At 60.6% G+C, this 21068-nt stretch carries 11 protein-coding genes; 8 read left to right on the forward strand and 3 right to left on the reverse strand.

Annotation, left to right across the window (positions count from 1 at the left end):
* Positions 1-255: 255 nt before the first annotated feature.
* On the forward strand, positions 256-1380 hold the full coding sequence (locus tag HY962_10235; GenBank protein ID MBI5647298.1) for an alkaline phosphatase: 1125 nt from the start codon (positions 256-258) through the stop codon (positions 1378-1380).
* 261 nt (positions 1381-1641) lie between these two features.
* Here the strand turns inward: HY962_10235 and HY962_10240 are convergent, their stop codons facing one another.
* Together HY962_10240 and HY962_10245 are read right to left on the reverse strand one after the other, a co-directional pair.
* Positions 1642-3534 carry a hypothetical protein gene (locus tag HY962_10240; GenBank protein MBI5647299.1) on the reverse strand — a complete coding sequence of 631 codons (1893 nt, stop codon included), beginning with the start codon at positions 3532-3534 and terminating at the stop codon, positions 1642-1644.
* Positions 3535-4154: 620 nt separating this feature from the next.
* Positions 4155-4625: a hypothetical protein gene (locus HY962_10245; protein ID MBI5647300.1), complete on the reverse strand. Its 471-nt coding sequence runs from the start codon at positions 4623-4625 to the stop codon at positions 4155-4157.
* A gap of 202 nt (positions 4626-4827) precedes the next feature.
* On the opposite strand from HY962_10245, the gene HY962_10250 reads away from it, so the two are divergent.
* The 5 genes from HY962_10250 (at position 4828) to HY962_10270 (ending at position 13136) form a co-directional block, all read left to right on the forward strand.
* A complete protein-coding gene (locus HY962_10250; GenBank protein ID MBI5647301.1) occupies positions 4828-6219 on the forward strand; it encodes a flotillin in 1392 nt (463 codons plus the stop codon).
* Positions 6220-6393: 174 nt separating this feature from the next.
* Positions 6394-8661: an aminotransferase class I/II-fold pyridoxal phosphate-dependent enzyme gene (locus HY962_10255; GenBank protein ID MBI5647302.1), complete on the forward strand. Its 2268-nt coding sequence runs from the start codon at positions 6394-6396 to the stop codon at positions 8659-8661.
* A gap of 147 nt (positions 8662-8808) precedes the next feature.
* Entirely contained in the window at positions 8809-10659 is a 1851-nt protein-coding gene (locus HY962_10260; GenBank protein ID MBI5647303.1) for a phosphoenolpyruvate carboxykinase (ATP), read from the forward strand.
* Positions 10660-10812: 153 nt separating this feature from the next.
* Entirely contained in the window at positions 10813-11280 is a 468-nt protein-coding gene (gene ybaK / locus HY962_10265; protein MBI5647304.1) for a Cys-tRNA(Pro) deacylase, read from the forward strand.
* 176 nt (positions 11281-11456) lie between these two features.
* On the forward strand, positions 11457-13136 hold the full coding sequence (locus tag HY962_10270) for a T9SS type A sorting domain-containing protein (protein ID MBI5647305.1): 1680 nt from the start codon (positions 11457-11459) through the stop codon (positions 13134-13136).
* Positions 13137-13240: 104 nt separating this feature from the next.
* Here HY962_10270 and HY962_10275 read toward each other — a convergent pair whose 3' ends face one another.
* Complete coding sequence (locus tag HY962_10275; GenBank protein ID MBI5647306.1) at positions 13241-14806, reverse strand: hypothetical protein; 1566 nt, start codon at positions 14804-14806, stop codon at positions 13241-13243.
* A 323-nt stretch (positions 14807-15129) separates the two neighbouring features.
* On the opposite strand from HY962_10275, the gene HY962_10280 reads away from it, so the two are divergent.
* Together HY962_10280 and HY962_10285 are read left to right on the forward strand one after the other, a co-directional pair.
* Positions 15130-15546 carry a hypothetical protein gene (locus HY962_10280; GenBank protein MBI5647307.1) on the forward strand — a complete coding sequence of 139 codons (417 nt, stop codon included), beginning with the start codon at positions 15130-15132 and terminating at the stop codon, positions 15544-15546.
* Positions 15547-15593: 47 nt separating this feature from the next.
* Complete coding sequence (locus HY962_10285; GenBank protein MBI5647308.1) at positions 15594-20714, forward strand: HYR domain-containing protein; 5121 nt, start codon at positions 15594-15596, stop codon at positions 20712-20714.
* Positions 20715-21068: the final 354 nt, after the last annotated feature.

Here is a 21068-nt window from a genome sequence, read left to right on the forward strand (position 1 = left end):
CAGACGGGGAAAAGGGAGCCACTGGTGTTTTTCTTGTGACGTTTTCCCGACCACAGACAGATGACAGGCACGCACAGTATGGGAGCGGCCTGTCACGGCGCCTGCAGACTGTGCGTCATGCACGGCCGTGGATGATCAGCATCGTGATTCCGCCTCGCCGGTGTTTCTCGTCGGTGGAGCACACGGCACACTCTGAAATCAACCGCGCATGACGGATATTGCCGGTGAGTTTCCCCAGCATCCATCCCCTGCGCCATGCACCGAAACATCCTCCGCCTGTTCGCCCCCCTCCTGCTTCTCCTCGCCACGGCCGCGTCCGCGCAGGAGTCCCGCCCGAAAAACATCATCCTGCTCATCGGCGACGGCATGGGCACGGCGCAATTGAGTGCGCACGTGCTGCAGCAGAAGGATTCACGTTTCCACGAATTCCCGGTCGCAGGATTTTCGATGACACAATCGGCCAATGCCTTCGTTACGGAGTCGGCCGCGGGAGCGACGGCGCTCGCGACGGGCAGGCGCACGGTGAACGGACATCTCTCGCTCTCGCACATCAATGAACCTTTAACCACGCTGCTCGAGGCCGCGCGCGCCTACGCCGGCAAGGCGACGGGTGTGGTCGCGACGTCGTCGATCACGCATGCCACGCCCGCGGCCTTCCTCGCGCATGTGGATTCGCGGAAAAAGGAATTCGAGATCGCCGAACAAATCGCCTCCTCGGGCGTGGATGTGGCGATCGGCGGCGGACGGCGCTTCTTCCTTCCCGCGCCCGAAGGTGCCCGCACGGACGGGACCGACCTGCTCGCGGCCATGCGCGCACGCGGCTACGACGTGCGCACAGAGCTGCATGACGGCGGGGCGAACGCGCGCACGACCGAGGCGGCAACGGGTGCCGCGGCGGGGAGCGCAGCGAGGCGCAGCATCATCCTCATGGCCGACGAGGGCCTGCCGAAAGCGGGTGAACGTTCATACTCCCTCGGCGATATGATCCGTGTCGCACTCGCAGCGCTTGTGCAGGACAGCGACGGCTTTGTGCTTATGGTGGAAGGATCACAAATCGACTGGGCGGCACACGCCAACGACCTGCCGCAATTACATTGTGAAATGGCCGACTTTGAAACCGCGCTCGCCGCGGCGCTTGACTTCGCGGCACGCGACCGGCACACCCTCGTGGTTGTCACGGCTGATCATGAGACGGGCGGACTCTCACTCACCGGAAAAACGCCCGACGGTTCCGACATGAATGCACACTGGGCGGGTGATGATCACACCGGCGCGATGGTGCCGCTGTTTGCCTTCGGTCCGGGCTCAACGCGATTTGGCGGCATACATCGCAATGAGGAAATCGGCAAACGTTTGATGGAGTTGATTCAGGGACGTTGATCTGCGCTCTGCCGGAGACAACGCCGGAGTCGACACAGTGGCCGTCTCCTGACTCCTCACACGAGTGTTAGGAGTCAGGAGGAAGGAGACAGGAGGAACGACTTGTCTCGGTGGCCGTCTCCTGACTCCTGTCTCCTGTATCCTTACGCACATGGAGCAGATCGATCTACTGATCTACCCATCTACCAACTACCCATCTACCGGGTACCAAATCCTCACACGAGCGTGAGGAGTCAGGATACACAGACAAAAGGTTTGAGTTTATTCTACCACACGTCGGAAGATCAACGCCAGACCGTCTTTGCACGCGTACAACCAATACCCACGCCAGGGAACGCCCTTGTCACCTGCATCGACGTAATACTCGCGGCATTTGCTATCAGGTTGAGTGGCGTAGACAGATGGATCGAAATATTTCATGGGTAGCTTTATCCATCCCTTTCGTTTTGCATCGTCGAGAGCCCGTTCCTCCCCGCCTTCGCGGATGCGGGCATGCGTAGAGAGCGGGCCGCCGAACTCGAATGGCCAACCGACGCAGTTCCATCCCTGTCGAAGCGAAACGACTGCACTATCGTGCCGATATCCTGCCGCGCGAATCGTTCGAGATTGGGGATGAGGATTCCACAGCCAGACACCCTGGGAGGGGCGTAATGTGTCACACGTACCATATTGCGCATTCGTTCCATACTGTACCGCATGAACAGGATCAACAGCCAGATCGACACAAAAATATCCGCATGGAGACGCGTCATGCGGTGTGACAGCAGGTGCGAGCATGGTCCACCCAGCCGATGACGTAGTAGCGGAAACGAGAAAAGGAAGCGCCGGTTCGAGTCGCCACAGGTCGCGATATACTCCCGGCGACGTGCCGCCCATAAACCAGAATATGCCCTCATCGTCGCGCGTGCTCGCGAATTTGGAGAATGAACGAGGTGTGTTTCGTGCATCACGGACTCCCTTCACTCCGCTATACCCGGCGGCGCCTTGTGTGAGAGATCCCTTCAACCACACCCATTGGCGGGATTCAGGGAGAAAGGCCCACACATCGTTCCTCGACGTTGCTCCACCCTGTTTTTCGATCGCACCCCCAAAAAGCCAGAACCTGCCTCCGTCATCCATCCAACAAGAGAATGCGCTTCGGGCACCGGGTGTGTTCTCCTTTGCCGGCCATCCCTGCGTGCCGCCGTGTACCGGTGAATCCGGTTCCGGGGATCCATGGACCCATTCCCATTGACCACGTGTAATGTCGAAACGCCAAAGGTCGTTGCATGAGGCCATTTTCTCCACCGTCACTCTTTCGCTACCCCCGTACAACCACACGTCCCCGGTTTCATCAACCGCAATACCGGTGAGTATCCGACCACCCGGGTGTCGATCCGTGGCTCCATAGGAGGCCCGAGTGTTTATGGTTTTTGTACCAGCCATCCACGTCCATCGCTGTGTCGAAGGATCGTACATCCAGAGATCTGCTAACGTCCCTTTGACGGTTGTGTCAGCCATTCCATATCCACCGTACATCCAGAATCGTCCGCGTGAATCCGTCGCACATGCGGCGCTTGTGCGGGCTCCCGGGAATGCGGTATCGGACGCAACACCGATAGGACCGTATCTACCTTTGACATACTTCTTGCTGGACCCACCCATCCACGTCCAATTTCCGCCACCTGCTTGTGAGTACATCCACAGGTCATTGAGAGCGCCGGTATCACTAAGCGAATCCAAGCCCCAGCCGCCAAAAAGCCACAAACGACCGGTATGATCACGCCACGCCGCAGATCCACCCCGCGCGCCGGGTGTATTCTCACGACTGGGCGTACCCATGACGCCGTATCGCGGTGGTGCTCCAGCCGAGTCCGCACCCGACATCCATGTCCACTCGCTTGTGCGCGCATCCCATCGCCAGAGGTCGTTCCCGTTTCCACCCGGTGGTGTCGCGTCGAAGATCAAACCGCCGAATATCCACATGTTTCCGGTTGTATCGGCCCACATTGCGCAATCGTGCCGCGAGCCGGGGATGTTGTCCTTATGAGGCACGCCGAGCGTTCCGAAACGACCCGGTTTATTCGACTGCAGATCTCCGTGCATCCAGGTCCACATGGGGACGCCGTACCGTTCCTGTGAGAACGCTGTTGGAACATGGACACAAGCCATCATGACGAACATCCATACTACACATTCAGACTTCACCCTGAAATACACCATGGATCACCCCGTTGTTCGAGAGGTTCATCGCAGGAAAAACTATGAGTGTGACGGGAGAATATATCACACCTGTCTATCCGAAAAAAAACGGCTATCATTTGTCCAATTATCGACAGGGAAAACGAATTGACACTGTGGCTGTCTCCTGTCTCCTGTCTCCTGTATCCTCACACCAGCGTGAGGAGTCAGGAGGAAGGAGACAGGAGGAACGACTTGTCTCGGTGGCCGTCTCCTGTCTCCTGTCTCCTGTCTCCTGTATCCTCACACGAGCGTGAGGAGTCAGGAGGAAGGAGACAGGAGGAACGAGTTGACACGGCGACGGTCTCCTGACTCCCGTCTCCTGTATCCTTACGCACATGGAGCAGATCGATCTACTGATCTACCCATCTACCAACTACCCATCTACCGGGTACCAAATCCTCACACGAGTGTTAGGAGTCAGGAGGAAGGAGACAGGAGGAACGAGTTGACTCGGCGACTGTCTCCTGTCTCCTGTCTCCTGTATCCTCACACACAACGGAGCAGACCCTACGCCCGAAGCGTCGAAACGGACAACAGAATCGATCCCACCCTCAATCCGCGAATTGCCGCAGTGATTTTTTAAATCGTTCGAAGGCGGGACGGAAGCGGACCAGGTCCTCGGCGCGGCGGTATTTAATGCCGAAAACGACACGTGTGTTTTCCGTAATGATGTCGCGGTAGGAACGTGTGTAGCGTCCGCCCCGGTCGGCGATGGTCACGAGAGTCACAGTGTATTGATCGATCTGTTGTTCCGAACGTGTCACCACTTTCTCGCGGCGTTCATTGAGCAGAATGTCGACAGGTTCGCCCGACCATTGGGGCGAAAAGACGTAGAATTCCACCGCACCGTCGGGAGAGGCAAAAAACACACTCTCGGCGCCGATCCCTGTGGCGCTTTTTAGCGACACGCGCGCCACAAACTCCCGCGGATATTCGATGGTAAACCACGCGCCTTCGAAGGTCTTCCATCCCTTCTGCCCCGCGGCTATCGCTGCCGCTGTTAAAAGAAGTACGAGTGTCATGCGGAACATCGTGTAATCTACGCAAGGGAAAGGGGAAAGTGGACGGGGATCGCGACACTTTTTCCTTTCGCTTCCGCATGGTAAGTTTGCAGGACCACTATCACGCACCTGCATCCACACGATGCGCTCTCCTTCCCCACTCCCCCCTCTCCCCTTCCCTCGACATTCGCGATCTATTTCCGCATAACCTCTGGAGGCATTCATGTCAGTCACCGTGCTCATCATCATTGTTGTCGTCGTCGCAGCGATCGTGGGATTCGTCTTCTGGATGACCCGGCAATACAGGAAAGTGGGCCCGAACGAAGTGCTGGTCGTGTCCGGACGCTCGAGCGTCATCACCACCCCCGACGGCACCAAGCAGGAAATCGGCTATCGCTTCCATATCGGCGGCGCGGCCTTCGTGAACCCGTTCACGGCACAGGCCAGCGCCATGCCGATCGAGGTTGTGAGTCTTGCGATCAAGACACCGGAAGTGCTGTCGAAGGACGGTATCGCCATCGTGACCGAATCCTCCGCGCAGGTAAAGATCGATACGAGCGAGTACGCGATCTTCCTCGCCTCGCAGAACTTTCTCGCGGGCGGCACCGACGCCGTGCGCGAAGTGGCCCAGACCGTGCTCGAAGGCAAGGTGCGTGAAACCATCGGCAGCATGACGGTGGCCGAACTGTACCAGAACCGCGCGGAATTTGCGCAGCGTGTGTACAACGCCGTGGTGCGCGATCTCGCCAGCATGGGCCTCGTGATGCTCTCCTTCGCATTGAAGGACATCAGCGACACGCAGGGCTACCTCGACGCGCTGTCGAAGCCGATGGTCGCAGCCGCCAAGCGCGACGCTGCGATCAAGCAGGCCGAGTACGACCGCGACGCGGCCATCTACGCTGCACAGGCCAAGAAGGAAGCCGACATCGCCAAACTGACCGCCGACGCGGAAGTGGCCGGACGCAACTGGAAGAACGAGGAACTGAAGGCCAATTCGCAGATCAACGTGAACAAGGTCCGTGCAAAGGCCGACGTCACCTACGAACTCGAGCGCTACCGCCTTGCCCAGGAAGTGAAGGTGGAAGAGTACAAGGTGAAGATCATCGAGACGCAGGAACAGGCGAAGGTGCAGACCGAGGAAATCCTCCGCAAGGAGAAGGAACTCGAGGCGAACATCATCAAGCCGGCCGAGGCGCGCAGGGCGCAGATACAGTCCGAGGCCGAGGCCGAGAGCTTCCGCGTGGGCAAGGAATCCGAAGCACGCGCATCCGCGCGGGCGCGCGAGAATGCCGTCGAGGCCGAACGTATCAAACTGCTGGGCGCCAGCGAAGCCGACGCGATGAAGGAAAAGGCGAAGGCCTACGAGCAGTACAACCAGGCCGCCATGTACCAGATGATCGTCGACATTCTTCCCGAACTGACAAAGAACGTGGCCGAACCGCTTTCGCGCATCGACAAGATCACCCTTATCGGCGGCAGCGACGGCAAGCTCGGCACGTCGCAGATCACCGGACAGATCGCCGATGTGTTGTCGCAGGTTCCCGAAGTTGTCAAATCGCTCACCGGAGTCGACCTCGCCAAATATCTGCGCGAGAAACTCGGCGGAGAGGCCTGATTACACGGAGTGCCCAACTCCTGTCTCCTTCCTCCTTACTCCTGACGCAGCTTTCACCCAACTACTGCACTATCACTCCATCGACTACTTTCCCGGAAGCAACCCGTGACCGCAGATAGAATCAACCTCATCGGAACCTCCCCCACCCTGAAGGTGGACGCCAAGGCCAAGGCCATGCGCGAGGAGGGAATCGACGTCGTGAACCTGAGCGTGGGCGAGCCGGACTTCCCGACACCGCGCCACATCAGTGATGCGGCGAAGAAGGCCATCGACGAGAATTTCACCAAGTACACCGCGAGCGAAGGCATACTGCCCCTGCGCAAGGCCATCGCGCAGCAGGTGAAGGACGAGTGCGGACTCGAGTACGAACCGTCGCAGATCATCGTCTCGAACGGCGCAAAACATTCGCTCTACAACGCGATGATGGCGCTCGTGAACGACGGCGACGAGGTGATCATTCCCGCGCCGTACTGGGTCTCGTATCCCGAGATGGTGAAACTCGCAAACGGCACGCCGGTCATACTCAAGACGCGCGAGGAGGACGGCTTCCGCCTGAATCCCGACGCGCTGCGCGACACCATCACCGCGCGCACGCGCGCCGTGTTCCTCAACAACCCGTCGAATCCGACGGGCGGCGGCTACACGCGCGAGGAACTCGAGGCCATCGCCGATGTGATCGTGTCGGAAGACATCTACGTCATCGCCGATGAGATCTACGGCAAGCTGATGTACGACTCGCTCAAGTTCACACGCTTCGCGACACTCGGACCCGAGGTGAAAAAACGCACCATCACCATCGACGGCGTCTCGAAGGCCTATGCCATGACCGGCTGGCGCATCGGCTGGGCGGCGGGACCGAAGGACGTCATCGCGGCGATGGCGAAGGTACAGAGCCACGCCACGTCGAATCCAAGCTCCATTTCGCAGCGCGCCGCGCTCGAGGCGTACAAGGGTCCGCAATACGAAATCTCGAAGATGGCGGCCGAGTTCGAAAAACGCCGCAACTACGTCGTGTACAAACTGCAGAGCATCCCCGGCGTGTCGTGCCCGATGCCGCGCGGCGCCTTCTATGCGTTCCCGAACGTGTCGTCGTACTACGAAAAGGAATTCGAGGGCGTGCCGATACGCAACAGCTACGGCATGGCGTACTACCTGCTCAAACACGCGCACGTGGCGATCATCGCGGGCGAGGCGTTCGGTTCGGACGAGTTCATCCGCATCAGCTACGCGACCTCGATGCAGAATCTCGAGAAAGGCCTCGCGCGCATCACCGATGCCCTCGCAAAACTGAAACCCGCGCCAAAACGCAAGCTCATCCGTCTCGCCAATACCGAAACCGTCGTGAAACACGAGGCACCGGTGGATGCGAAGGTGACGATCGAACGGCGCGATGCGCTGGTGGCCGAAGCCGAGGCGCATCTCCACTATTCGAGTTACCACGAGTGGAACGCGAACATCAACGGCATGATCGTGCAGCTCCGCACGAATGTCGCCCACTTGTACGACTTCTGGATGGAGAACTGGTATCCAGCGCAGCTCGAATCCGACATCGAACCGCACGGAATCATCTACGCCGTCGACGGTGTGACCGGACGCGAGCCGCACGCCTTCTATAATTCCGACACAAAGACGGGCCTGCTCTTCAACTGCGACCATTACGGCTCGCTACGCTCGCTCGCGCTCGGCCTCACGACCGACGTGGCCGAACGGCTCTTCGACGTGCACGGTGTGCGCTGTATGTCGCTCGACATCAACGGCGCCGGCGCGCTGTTCATCGGACCCTCGGGCACAAAAAAGACCGAGCTGGTGTGGCGCATCCTTTCCGAGGAACCCGCCGCGGCACTACACGGCACCGACTACGTGTTCCTGCGTCACGGCGGCGGCATTGCGGCCGCCGACAATCCCGAGCGCAAGCTCTACATCCCGACCAACACCACGGCCGCGTACGAACCACTCGCGCGTCTCTTCGACAAGAGCAAGTGCGAGAACGTGACGATGAAGCCCGAGGATTGCCGGAACGAAACACACAAGCTGACGGATTCGTGTCCGCTCAACAGCGGCGCGCCGTACAGCTACGACTGCGCAAAAAAGAGCCACGCGATGCTCGATCCGTACTGGATCGGCGGCATGAACCGCCATGTGAAACGCATCGACACGCGGTTTGTCTTCATCCTCCGCAACGATCCCGTAACAACGGCCGCGCAGAAGCTCGACGCCGAAGACGCGATGCACATCATCGAAAACGGTTATCCCGCAGGCGCCTCGGGCGGCAAGCAGGAGCCCTTCTACAACCCGCATCTGCTCTCCGCGGGCAGCGAACGCAGCGAACTGCAGAAACGCTCCTTCAACAAGCTTTTCCGCGCGGCCGACGTGTGGCAGCTCAATGTCGGCTCGAGCACACTTACGGAACTGACACGCAAAGTGCTCGACCTTGTAAAGTAGAATGGGGTGAATGGGGTACATGGAGTACATGCACACTGCATTAGATAGCATGATTCACCTCCGAACTCCCAGCTCCTAGCTCCTAGCTCCCAGCTCCTCGATCCTAACTCCCAGCTCCTCTTCCACCGTCCACAAGCTCTGAATACAATGGCCAAAGACATCTTTGACGTTCCGTACTACGACAAGTTCTACGAAGAACTTCAGGACGCCCTCAAAGGTCCGAACATCCGCGAGGTCGACATCAAGTGGCTCGAGCCGCGGGCGCGGGAGTTTGCGCAGAAGACGGCGAACGGGTCACACGTGTGGCACTCGGTGCAGAGTTCGCGCCTGGCCGGCAAGACGGTGTATCTCGGGACGGAGCGTGTGCGCCTGCCCATCACCACGCCCGAGCAGGACAAGATCATCAAGAACGCGCCGGAGGAATTGAAGAAGGTGCTCGTGTGGCTGCGCACGCTTCCCTTCGTGAAACTGACGCGGCAGATGGGCGACAATCCCGATTTCAATCCGACCTGCACGATCTACACCTGCGTGAAGGATCCGCGCAACATCCGTCTGCCGTACATGTGGGGCAGTCTGCTCTTTGATCCCGCGGGACGTCCGGGACCGAACATCACGATGATCCACATCCCCGAGGAGCACACTTCGCGGCAGCAGATCCTCACGATGCCCGAGTACAACCTGAACATCTGCCTCGGCTCCGACTATCTCGGCGAGGAGAAAAAGGGCTTCCTGCGCCAGGCCATGTGGCTGGCGGACGAGAAGGGCATGCTCGGTCTGCACGCGGGTTCGAAGGTGGTGGTTGCACGCGACGCGCGCACGAACGAACTCAAGAAGTACGGCGTGATCCTCTTCGGCATGACGGCGACGGGCAAGAGCACGTGGAGCTGCCATCAGCTCGGCATGGATCACAAGCGCGGCGAGATGACGTACGTGTCGCAGGACGACATCTGCTTCCTGAAGGACGACGGATCGGCCTATGGCAGCGAGGCGAACTACTATGTGAAGACCGACATCGTGAAGGACCAGCAGGAGGCGATGTGGCACTCGCTGGTCGACAAGAGCGCGCTGTTGGAAAACGTGATGGTGACAGCCGACGGAGCCATACAGTGGCTCGACGAATCGATGTGCGGCAACGGCCGCGCCGTCATCCGCAAGGACAAGCTGGCGGTGGAACGCGACGGCAAACTGCTGTCGATCATGGCGAAGACCATCAACCTCCCGCCGCTCGACGAAACCGACGGGCTCATCTTCGCCTTCATCACGCGCCGCAACACCATCATGCCCTTCGCGCAGAAGCTCACACCCGAGCAGGGCGCGCTGGCCTATCTGTTCGGCGAGAGCACGCTGAGTTTCGCCGCGAATCCGCTGAAGGCAGGCGAGTCCGTGCGCATCGTCGGCACCGACGACTTCATCATCGGCAGCCGCGCGCGCAAGGTGAACCGCTTCTACGACATCGCGATGAAACTCTCGACGCGCTACCCCGGCAAGGTGCACTTCATGATCTACAACACCGGTGGCATGGGTGAGATCATCGAGACGCACGAGGAGAACGGCAAGACCGTCAAGAAACTCATCCGCAAGACCGACCGTGTGCCTCTCGATTTGATGGCGGCCATACAGCGCGGCGACCTGCGTGGCACGAACAAGTACGAGAAGGGTCTGCTCGGCACGCTCGAGATCGTGGAAGCCGACGGGCGTTCGCTCGACGAGTGGAATCCGCGCAAGCTCTACACGCCCGAGCAGCTCGACTATTATGTGAAGGATCTGATCCAGGGCCGCCGCGCCTTCCTCGAGGAAGTGGCGCGCGAAGGTCTGCGTCCCGAAATCATCGCCGCCGCCGAGCGCGGCTTCCGCGCCATGGGCGAGAAGAAGGCGCCCTCCGTCGCTGTCGGCGCCGGCTTCTCCACCGCGCCCGCGCCCGCCGATCCGCGCATCATCGTAAAATCCGACGAGCCCGTCGCGCGTCCCCGCAAGCCGGGCGTGTGGCGCTGGCGTTAGACAACTCCGTGTGAGTTGCAGCGCGGAATGACCCGCTGCAAGCTGACAGTGCCGCACGTAGCAAAGTGGCCAGGTGGAAAGTACAGTCTGACCGAGTAGGTTGCAGCCTCTCTCTACCAAGCAACGTAGCAATGTGGAAGGTTCAATCTCTCTGTGACAAAAACGAACGCGCTTAGAATCCTCGACGCGCACGGTGTTGCCTACGACGCCGTCGAGTACGACGTCGACGAAGACGCGCTCGACGCGGTTTCCGTCGCCGTGAAAATCGGCGCCGAACCCGAGAGTGTGTTCAAGACGCTTGTGGCACGGGGCGACAAGACGGGGCTGTGTGTGTTCGTGATTCCGGGACCCTTCGAGCTGAACCTGAAAAAGGCCGCAGCGGCCAGCGGCAACAAGAGCGTGGAGCTGATACACCTGCGTGAACTCACACCACTCACGGGCTACGTGCGCGGCGGCTGTTCACCCATCGGCATGAAGAAGCAGTACCCCACGTGGATCGACGAGACCGCGCAGCTTTTCGATCGCATCTACGCCAGCGCCGGCCAGCGCGGCTTGCAGATGTTTCTCGCCCCCGCGGATCTGCTCGGTGTTGTCGGCGCGGAGTGGGCGGATTTGTGTTAACGCTGCATGTGGATTGCGCTGGGTATGTGTGATCTGCGCCGGTGGGGAAACGGGTCCCAACGAGGGACGGCCGTCCCGGTCGTCCGATCACGCGCGGGCGGCGTGGCCGCCTCTACGTTTTTTTGTCAGGATCGACGCGTCTCAGGTGTCGAAGGGGTATACGACAAGGATCGAGCATGTACCTCCACGTTCTGACGCGACGGATTGGCCGCGCCCTCGTCGGTCTCGGTTTCCCTGGCAGGGAGTATCACACGGATCACGACGATCACGCAGGTCGGCGATGTCTCATCGTGGTCCTCCTCGTCGCCACGCTTCCTCTTTTCGCATGTCTGGCGCAACACTCCCCGGCGCGACAGGGTACCGACACGCCCTGTCCCTGCGATACCGCGTCGATGATACCCTCCGTACATGCGATCTTCTGCATGTGCCTGGAGGCGCCGCGCGAGATCATTGCCGATTACGAGCAGCTCCGCTACCGCCCGATGCCTTTCCCTCTGCGCTGCATGGTGCGGAACAGAGCCGCATCGAGCAGCGATTCCGTGTTTCTGGAACTTGAAATCCACGCACGCTCCGGCGTTTCCAACGACCTGGTGTTGCACCCTTCGTCAGGACCGGGCGGGAAACGCAGGAGTCCGACACACGCAGCCCTTCGTGGGGGCGAAGCCGATACGATAACGTGGATGCTCTGGCATCCGATCGCGCTGGTGGCACACGAGTACACTCTCCTCGTTCGCGTGTGGTCGAAGGGCGCGGAAAGCATCGTGGATTCCGTCGCGCTTGTCATTCCCTCCATTGAAGGCGTGGTGCTGGATCCCACGCTGACTCTTCCGGATTCGCTCCAATACCTCGAGTCCGAGGACCGCTACACACCCAATCCGTTCACGGTCACGCTGACATGCGTGAATCGCGGAGGTGACGATGCACTCGGCGCGAGCGCGTTCCTCTCTTTGCCGAAGAACGTCGTTCTCGCGGATACGAGCCAGCGTCTGCGCGTACAACTGCCGACGCCGCTCCATCCGTGGAGCCCCGGCGACACGGTCCCGCGCGTGTCGTGGACGCTGCGCTACGTTGATACCACCTACGCTCCATCGCCGCTCAGTGTCGCTGTTGTTGTCGGTGCCATTGCGTCGAATGGGACGCCGCTCGACAGTGTCCGTCGCAGCGCGGGCATCACCCTGCAACCACCCATCCCCCGCCTCGAGGTGGTACAGCACCTCACGTTGCCCGATTCCATTGCCGCCACACCGGACCGTCGCGCCCTCACCCCGAATCCGTTCACGGCCACCTTCGCTCTGCGCAACGCCGGGGCACGGACGTACGACGGACTATCCATCATCACACTCTCCGCGGAAACCAATGAGGGCTTGATCTTCGATGCGTCCACTCCGGCCGTGCGGTCCATTGAGCCGGGCTTTCATGCGGGCGATACCCTGCGGGTTTCATGGATCATCCAGGTCGAACCAAGGCGCAAACGCCGCGTCGTGTGGCTCAACGTCATTGCGTATGGGAAGGACGGAACTCTCTGGCCGTTCTGTCAAAGGCTCCTCCTCATCGACGCAGTCGATACAACCACGACGGGTTTGCCGCATGAAGGAGTGCTCCCCCGCACTCCCGCGTTTGTTGTGGCGCCGCATCCTGTGACGGACGTGGCGCAAATCACACTCTCAACGGATGCTCGCCGAGGCACACTCACACTCAGCGATCTCCTCGGACGCATCGTCGATACGCGCGCGCTGGATGCGATACACCCGGGCGCAATCCTGCACATCGATCTCTCCGATCAGCCCCGCGGCATCTACATCGTGCACCTGCAGCACGACGGGAAAACACACACCGCGCGCATCCTCAAGCGCTGACGCAGCGACTGACCGTCCTTTTCATGGGAATGTGTGTTGCATCACGGCATGCCGTGATGCAACACGAAGTCGGATTACCTTTGCGCCGACCGAGTACACCCGAATTATCTCAGCAGAAGCAGGCGCTGCATCCGACGCTGATTTCCCGCGATACATGTGGCAAAGTATACGCCGGGCGCAATGCCGTTGAAATCCGTTTCGCCGTGCTGTGTACCTTCAGGCAATGTCCCATTCCAGAGGGTGGCCGCATGACGACCATGTACATCAAAGAGATCGATCCGCACATGCGCAGCCCGTTCCAGTGACACACTCCACAAACCGTGTCCATGAGCGGGTGTGGGCGTAAGACCGAAAGAGAATCCGGAGACACCGCCCGTTTCTCGTACCTCGGTGAGAATGGAATCGAGCGGATTCGAATACGAGGAATCGACAAAGGCAGCAAAATGTAGTTCACGATGTCCGAAGAAGGTGCGAGTCGTCCATCGAAAAATCGCCGCCTGCGTGGCATACGCTACCGGCTCCAATAAATCCACGGTGTACCAGTCCGTGTACCATACAAGGGCCATTCGTCCGTCGAAGCGGCGCCGTCCCGTGGAGTCTATCCACTGCATCATGATAACACCAGGCGATGCGATCCACACGCCAAGCGCGCCGCCCTTCCCATCGGGCGACACACGGAGCCGTGTTTCATCGTATGGTCGTGGAGTGAAGATTGAGGCAGTGCCCCCCCACAACTCGCGGAGCCCCGGTCCGTAGCGGCGAACCGACTGCCCGTCAAACGTCAGCATCCCACCCTTGGCGTCCGAGGCAACACGTACTCCTCGTCGTGCATCGCCTAACGGAAACCCGCCGTTGGCGAGCTTCGGTTTCCCATCGTCCGTGATGTACTGGAGATACACCGCGCTGTCTTGGAGCCATGATACGATTAATCCACCGTCTCCGTCAGCAGCGAGACAGTGCAGATCCATGATCCCGGATGTGGTCCCCACAGCGATTCCCGAGTCGGACCACGTGCGCGCGCCATCGATGCCGAGCCGCTGCACGCGACACACCGATCCGCCGCCGCCCGCTGGAATCTCAATCCATCCGACATAGGCTCCTCCTCCGGGGGCAGCCACAATATCGATGTCTTGGATCGATGTCGTGGCGTGGATTGCCGAGGCCACATCAGCACCATCACCACTCCAGAGAGACGCACCTCTCCGATCAAGCATCTGTGCGCGCAGCGAGCTCGACGTGCTCCATACCAGAACCAGCCCGTCTTCGGCACCTCGCGCAACATCCATCTTGTGCGCGCCCGCTGTTCCGGGAAGCGACACACCGCCCAGGCCAAATGGTCGTTCGCCGTTTGATCTCAGCAGGTGGATATTGATGCCCGCTGTGGAACCGGTCATCGACAGCCACACAAGAAAAGCTGCTCGCGGGCCCTGATCGACGACACGAAACACATCCTCGATCGAGAGATTGCGGATATGGAGGGCATCCTTGTCGAAATCGGAGTAGTGCGCCAGATTGACGATCGAGGTCTGCGACGGTGACGCGTTGTACTGTTTGTATGCGTACCACATACTTCCCGCACCATCGCTATGGGTGTCGTAATACTCATACTGATCCCACATGGCGTGGATCAGTATCCGCCATGCGTCGTATCGGTACGTCTGTGCGTTCAACGGCATGCAAACGAAAAAAGCGATGCAGACCAGGGCGAATTTCGATCTTTGAGAAAGGTACCACGAACACATAACCCCCCCGCGACGAATCAATGCTGTTCCGATTCAATATACTTCTCTGTCCTATGTTATTCCATTGAGGCACATCATTTTATAACACAAAGACGGATTACTTTATCCGATTCTCGCCCTTCGTCGCTCCTCGCTCGTCACCACCTCGCAGTGGCTTGCAGCGGCTTGCAATTCTGCAGCCCTCGGCCAATATTGTCACGGCAATTATCCTATACTTTCGAGAGGGCGCTTTGACGGGCAAACGGCAGTGTATGTCGCGTGGTAAAGACTATCCGTTCACGGGTGTGCTGGGGTTGCTGGCGGCGTCGATGCTGCTGGCCTGCTGCACCTGCGCATCACCACCGGGTGCTTCCACGTCACGGCGCGATACCGCCACGCTACATGTGCAGGTGCGTATGCGTCTGCTGCCCGGCGTTGCGCTGCCCGACATGCCCGCACCGGAAGCGCGGCCCTGCGAAGGCGCCGCGGTCGACGTACAGGATGATGAAGGCCGTCCTATCGCACTCGGAAAATGCGACAATGACGGCATGTTCACGACCACACTGCCCGCGGGACGGTACCGCGTCACCGCGCGCTGTCTGGATGCGCAGGCGGAGAGCCGCGAGACCACCCTGCGTGCGGGCACGGCCGACACGATGCGCTTCGTCATCACCGTCGCTGCGCCATAACACTGGTATTTCCGACTCCTCATTCATTCACATACACTGGGATCCGTATGGCATCTATGCGCCGGATGTACGCGGTTGTGCTTGGTACCGCCGCCTTCCTCCTCCTGCTTCCCACGCGGAACGTTTCCGCGCAGGTCAAACCGCCCGCATCCACAAGCGACCAGTGGCGCGACACCTGGCCCGACGCGCCCGACTGGAAAACGCAGCTCGATTCCGCGCGACAGCGCAAATCATATAAACGCATGGAGTGGTTTCTCGGACAGCGGGGACTCCTGAACATCGACGAAAAAACCAATCAGCAGTACCACGACATCCTCACCAGCGAACTGGCGAAGGAACAGGCGGCCGCGGGACGCGCGCAGAAAAAGAACCGCCTCATGACCGCGCCCGGTTCGTTGAGCTGGTCCGCGCTCGGACCGGCCGGCATCGACGGGCGCCCTGGACTCACAGGGTCGTGGTGGGGCACTTCCAGCGGCCGCGTGCGCGCGCTCGCGATACATCCCACCAACGAAAACATCGCGTACATCGGCGCGGCAGCCGGAGGACTCTGGAAAACCACCGACGGCGGATCGAGCTGGTCGGACATCGGCGCAAGTCTCGCATCCCTTACGTACGGGGCCATCGCGATCGATCCGAACAATCCCAATACCGTGTACGCGGGCGGCGGTGAGGTGCTGTATTCCACCAACCCCTGGCTGTACGACGGTCGCGGCATGTTCAAGAGCACAGACGCGGGCGCGACATGGACCAACATCACCAACGGTTTCGGTTCGCAGACACAATTCGGCGCCATCGCTGTCAGCCGTCACAATTCCAACGTGGTGTTCGCGGCGCTCGGGAGCGGCTACTGGCATCTCGGCAATCTCACGAACGAAGGCGTGTGGCGCAGCACCGACGCAGGCACGACGTGGACACGCGTGCTGAATCAGTCCGATGCCCACGATGTGTGGGTGCATCCCGATTCCGCCGGCTACATTTACGCGGCCATCGGCGGCGCACATGCCGGATCCGGCGTGTACCGCTCCACCGACAATGGCGCCACATGGTCGCTTTCCAGCGCAGGCCTGCCCGTAGGGACCAGCATCGGTCGCATACAGGTCTCGCAGTCGCCCGCGCGTCCCGCCACGATGTACTCGATCATATACAACGGCACGACACGTCTATACAAAACCACCGACGGCGGCGCGGGCTGGTTTCAGGTGTCGGTCGGCACACAACTCGGCGGCAATTACGGCGGCGGCTGGAGCGATCAGGGCTGGTACGACCTCTGCGTCGCGGCACACCCGACCGATACCAACATCGTGATGACGGGCAACATGGAGCTGTTCCGCGCCACAAACGGCGCGTCGATGAACGTGCTCCGTACAAATCCCTCGGGCGCCTGGTACAGCCCCTGCCACGTCGACTATCACATCATCCGCTTCTCACCGTCGAATCCCAATGTCGCGTATATCGGCAGCGACGGCGGCGTGTACAAATCCACGGATGCCGGCGCGACCTGGTTCGACGTCAACAACGGCATCAACACGATTCAGTTCTACCGTTTCGCCTCGCACCCTACCGACCCGAACTTCATCATCGGCGGCGCCCAGGACAACGGGAATTACCGCACGACAAACGGCGGCTCGGGTCCCTGGGAGGGCGTGACGACCGGCGACGGCATGTACTGCGCCATCGATCCCGGCAACACGAACATCGTGTACATGTCCACGCAGACCGGCAACCACATGAAATCCACCAACGGCGGCGCCACCTTCGGCGGCATGGTCTACACCGGGGGTGGCTGGCTCTCGCCGCTGGTGCTGCACCCGAAAAACAGCCAGACTCTGTTTGTCGCGAACACGTCCGTCCGCAAGTCCACAAATTCCGGCGCCAGTTTCACAACCATTGCGTCGAGTGTCGCGTCGGACTACATCGTCTCTCTCGATCTGAGCCCGTCGAACCCGGCACAGATGGTGTTTGCCGCCAACGACGCGTTCAGCAATCTCGGTCTCGTGCGCGTGTCGCAGGACAGCGGCGCGACATGGACCACCGTCTCGGGCAACATCCCGGGGACAACGCGGTATGTGCCGCGTGTGTACTTTCACCCGACGCAGGCGGGCACCTTTTTCGTGGTGCGTTCCGGCTTTATCGCGGGCCAAAAACTGTTCCGCACCACCGACATGGGCGCCACGTTCACGAATGTGAGCGGCAATCTCCCGAACGTGCCGCACAACGACGTGGTGGTCGACCCCTCCTACCCCAACGAGTACTACATCGCGAACGACTTCGGCGTATACCACTCCACAGACTACGGCGCCACGTGGACACGCGAGGGAACGGGCATGCCGTTTGTCCCCGCAATGGACATCGACATCGCCGCGTACGGCAGCACACGCTATCTGCGCGCGGCCACACACGGCCGCGGACTGTACCAGTCGCTGATCGATCCGCCCTGCACGGTGGTGTCGGTGTCGGTCGATCCCGCGGATGCGCCCGTCTGCGTCGGCACACAGGCGAGCTTCACCAGCGGCGCTGCCGGTTCGCCCTCGCCGTCCGTGGTCTGGGAATATCGGACAAGCAGCTCCGGTATTTGGTCCGCCTGGCCGGGAGGTATCACACCGACGCTCTCATTCACCGCGACCAGCGGCCAGAACGGCTATCAATTCCGCGCCATCTGGACGAACACCTGCAGCAGCGACACCTCGGCTGCGGCGACACTGACCACCACCGCGGCACCGCAGTTTACCGGCAATCCCGTGGGAACAGGAGTATGCGCCGGACAGCCAGCGGGATTCGCTGCAATAGCAACGGGTGCCACTGTGGGCCTGCAATGGCAGGTGGACCAAGGCAGTGGATTTACGAATCTGAGCAACACGCCGCCTTACAGCGGCGTCACCACTCCAGCGCTCGGTATTTCGGCCGTCACCACGTCGATGAACGGATACGTATTCCGCTGCGTGGCAACGGGCGCGTGTTCGCCGCCGGCAATTTCAACCCACGCGCCCTTGACCGTGTATACCCTGCCCTCGATCGGCAATCATCCCGCCACGGTTAACGTGTGCGCGGGTGGTGATGCGAGTTTCTCCACCACCGCATCGGGAACATCGATCGGGTATCAGTGGGAAGTCAATACCGGCTCGGGATTCACGCCACTCAGCAACACGACGCCGTATTCCAATGTCACAACCCCGACGATGAGCATTACCGGCGTTGCCTCCGGCATGGCGGGGTATCAATACCGCTGCGTTGTCACGGGCATGTGTTCTCCCCCTGCGGTCACGAATCCCGCGGTACTGAACATGTCGGTGGCGCCGACCATCACGCAGAATCCAACAAGCCAGAGCGACCTGTGCCCGGGAAGCACCGTCACGCTCACGGCGGCCGCGCTCGGATCGCCTCCCGTGCAGTGGGAAGTAAGCACAAACGGCGGAGCCAACTGGACAAACGTTTCGGGCGCCACAAATCCGACCTACTCGTTCACGTTCAGCACGGCCGATCACCTCAAACAGTTCCAGGCCCGTTTCACCTCGTCCTGCGGCACCGGTACAACAACACCGGCAACAGTCTCGAAGGATCTCGTCCTGCCGTCGCTCACCGCGCCGACCGCATTGACACTGCCGACGGACACGCGCCAGTGCGGACGGGACGGAGGCACCGTGGTGCTCGGCACCCCCGTCGCATCTGACAATTGCACGGGACTGACGATGACACACAATGCGCCGTCGTTTTTCCCGAAGGGTACAACTTCGGTGTTATGGACGGCGACCGACGCCTCAGGCAACGTGCGCACCGCCACACAGCTTGTGACCATCAACGATGTCGAACCCGCGCGATTGCTACCACCCGCGAACATACAGGCCGCGGCCGATCCGAACGCGTGTACACGCGCGGCATCGAGTCTCACGCTCGGCACCCCCGTCGTGACGGACAACTGTCCCGGCCCGTACACCGTGACACACAACGCGCCGGCCTCGTTCCCCGTGGGCACGACACTCGTCACATGGACCGTGCGCGACGCCAGCAACAACGTCACAAACAAAACGCAGAAGGTCATCATCTTCGACGCACAGCCGCCGACGATCACGGCGCCCGTGGCCTTGTCTGCACCGACCAGCGCCGGGCTCTGCAGCCGCCCGGCACATACACTATCCCTCGGCACACCAACCGTGTCCGACAACTGCGCAGGCGTAACCTTCTTCAACAACGCGCCTGTCTCCTTCCCGAAGGGTGTGACCACCGTCACATGGACCGCGCGCGACGCGGCGGGCAACACCGCCACCGCAACACAGACGGTCACGATCAACGACACCGAACGGCCGTCCATCACAGCACCCGTGCCAGTGACGGTGCAGAACGATCCATGGTCCTGTGCGCGTTCGTCGTCGTCGGTGTCGCTCGGCATGCCGCGCGCAACGGACAACTGCGGCGCGGTGACATTGGTCCACAATGCGCCCGCACAATTCCCCGTGGGCAACACGCTCATCACCTGGACGGCCACCGACGGTTCGGGCAACACGGCAACAGCGACGCAGCAGGTTACCGTTGTCGACACAACACGCCCCGAAATCGTGGTGCTTCTCGCGAACCCTTCGGTTCTCACACCGCCGGATCACAGCATGCGCTCAGTACAGGCGATCATCTCGGTGACCGACAACTGCGGCAGCAGCAGCTACGCCCTGGCCTCGATCACGAGCAATGAACCGGATGCGGGAACCGGTCCGGGGGATCTGCCCAACGACATCCAGAACGCATCAGGGACGAGCTTCCAGTTGCGCGCGGAACGCGCCGATTACGGCGCGGGACGCATGTACACGGTCACCTACCGCGCATCGGACGCCGCATCGAACACGAGCATGCGCAGTGTGCCCGTGTTTGTGCCCTTCTACAAACAGGGGACAGTGCGCGAAAACGACGCGGTGCCTGCCGCGCTGTCTCTCGAGCAGAATTTCCCGAATCCGTTTAATCCTTCCACCGTCATCCGCTACCGCATACCCGAAGATGGCCATGTGACGTTGCGCGTATACGACATGTACGGGCGCGAAGTCGCAACACTTGTCAACGAAGTGCAGAGCGCCGGTGTGTACAGCGCGGGCTTCCTTGCATCGTCGCTCCCGAGCGGCATCTACATGTACCGCCTGGAACATCTCGGTCGTACTCTCCAGCGTGAGATGGCACTCGTGAAGTAGTTTCCTCTCACCCCTTGTTGAAAAAGGGTCAGGAGCATCTTTCGGCTCCTGACCCTATTTTTTGGTGAAGAGGGAGAGCGATACAGCGACGTCGAGTCCCATTGAGCGAAGTCGAAGCGCGACGGTATCCCGTCAAACGATTGGACGATTAGACGATTGGATGGGGCGGCCGTCCCGCCTCATACGCATGGCGCACATTCCACGGACGGCCGTCACGAAAAGCGGCTCCTCCACCGCGGAATCTTCGTTGACTTTCTCGTGGAACAGGATAATATTACAAGCACGACATTCGTAGCGGCGTCATGACGGGAGCAAACGCGATTGCGACCCCACCCCACGTTTTGCTCTGTCCTC

This window comes from Ignavibacteriota bacterium, from assembly GCA_016218045.1.
Lineage (GTDB): Bacteria > Bacteroidota > Ignavibacteria > SZUA-365 > SZUA-365 > JACRFB01.

Excerpts from the sequence above, each read along its gene's own strand:
- HY962_10235 (MBI5647298.1), top strand. The coding sequence starts at position 256 with ATGCACCGAAACATCCTCCGCCTGTTCGCCCCCCTCCTGCTTCTCCTC.
- HY962_10240 (MBI5647299.1), bottom strand. The coding sequence starts at position 3,534 with ATGATGGCTTGTGTCCATGTTCCAACAGCGTTCTCACAGGAACGGTAC.
- HY962_10245 (MBI5647300.1), bottom strand. The coding sequence starts at position 4,625 with ATGACACTCGTACTTCTTTTAACAGCGGCAGCGATAGCCGCGGGGCAG.
- HY962_10250 (MBI5647301.1), top strand. The coding sequence starts at position 4,828 with ATGTCAGTCACCGTGCTCATCATCATTGTTGTCGTCGTCGCAGCGATC.
- HY962_10255 (MBI5647302.1), top strand. The coding sequence starts at position 6,394 with ATGCGCGAGGAGGGAATCGACGTCGTGAACCTGAGCGTGGGCGAGCCG.
- HY962_10260 (MBI5647303.1), top strand. The coding sequence starts at position 8,809 with ATGGCCAAAGACATCTTTGACGTTCCGTACTACGACAAGTTCTACGAA.
- HY962_10270 (MBI5647305.1), top strand. The coding sequence starts at position 11,457 with ATGTACCTCCACGTTCTGACGCGACGGATTGGCCGCGCCCTCGTCGGT.
- HY962_10280 (MBI5647307.1), top strand. The coding sequence starts at position 15,130 with ATGTCGCGTGGTAAAGACTATCCGTTCACGGGTGTGCTGGGGTTGCTG.
- HY962_10285 (MBI5647308.1), top strand. The coding sequence starts at position 15,594 with ATGGCATCTATGCGCCGGATGTACGCGGTTGTGCTTGGTACCGCCGCC.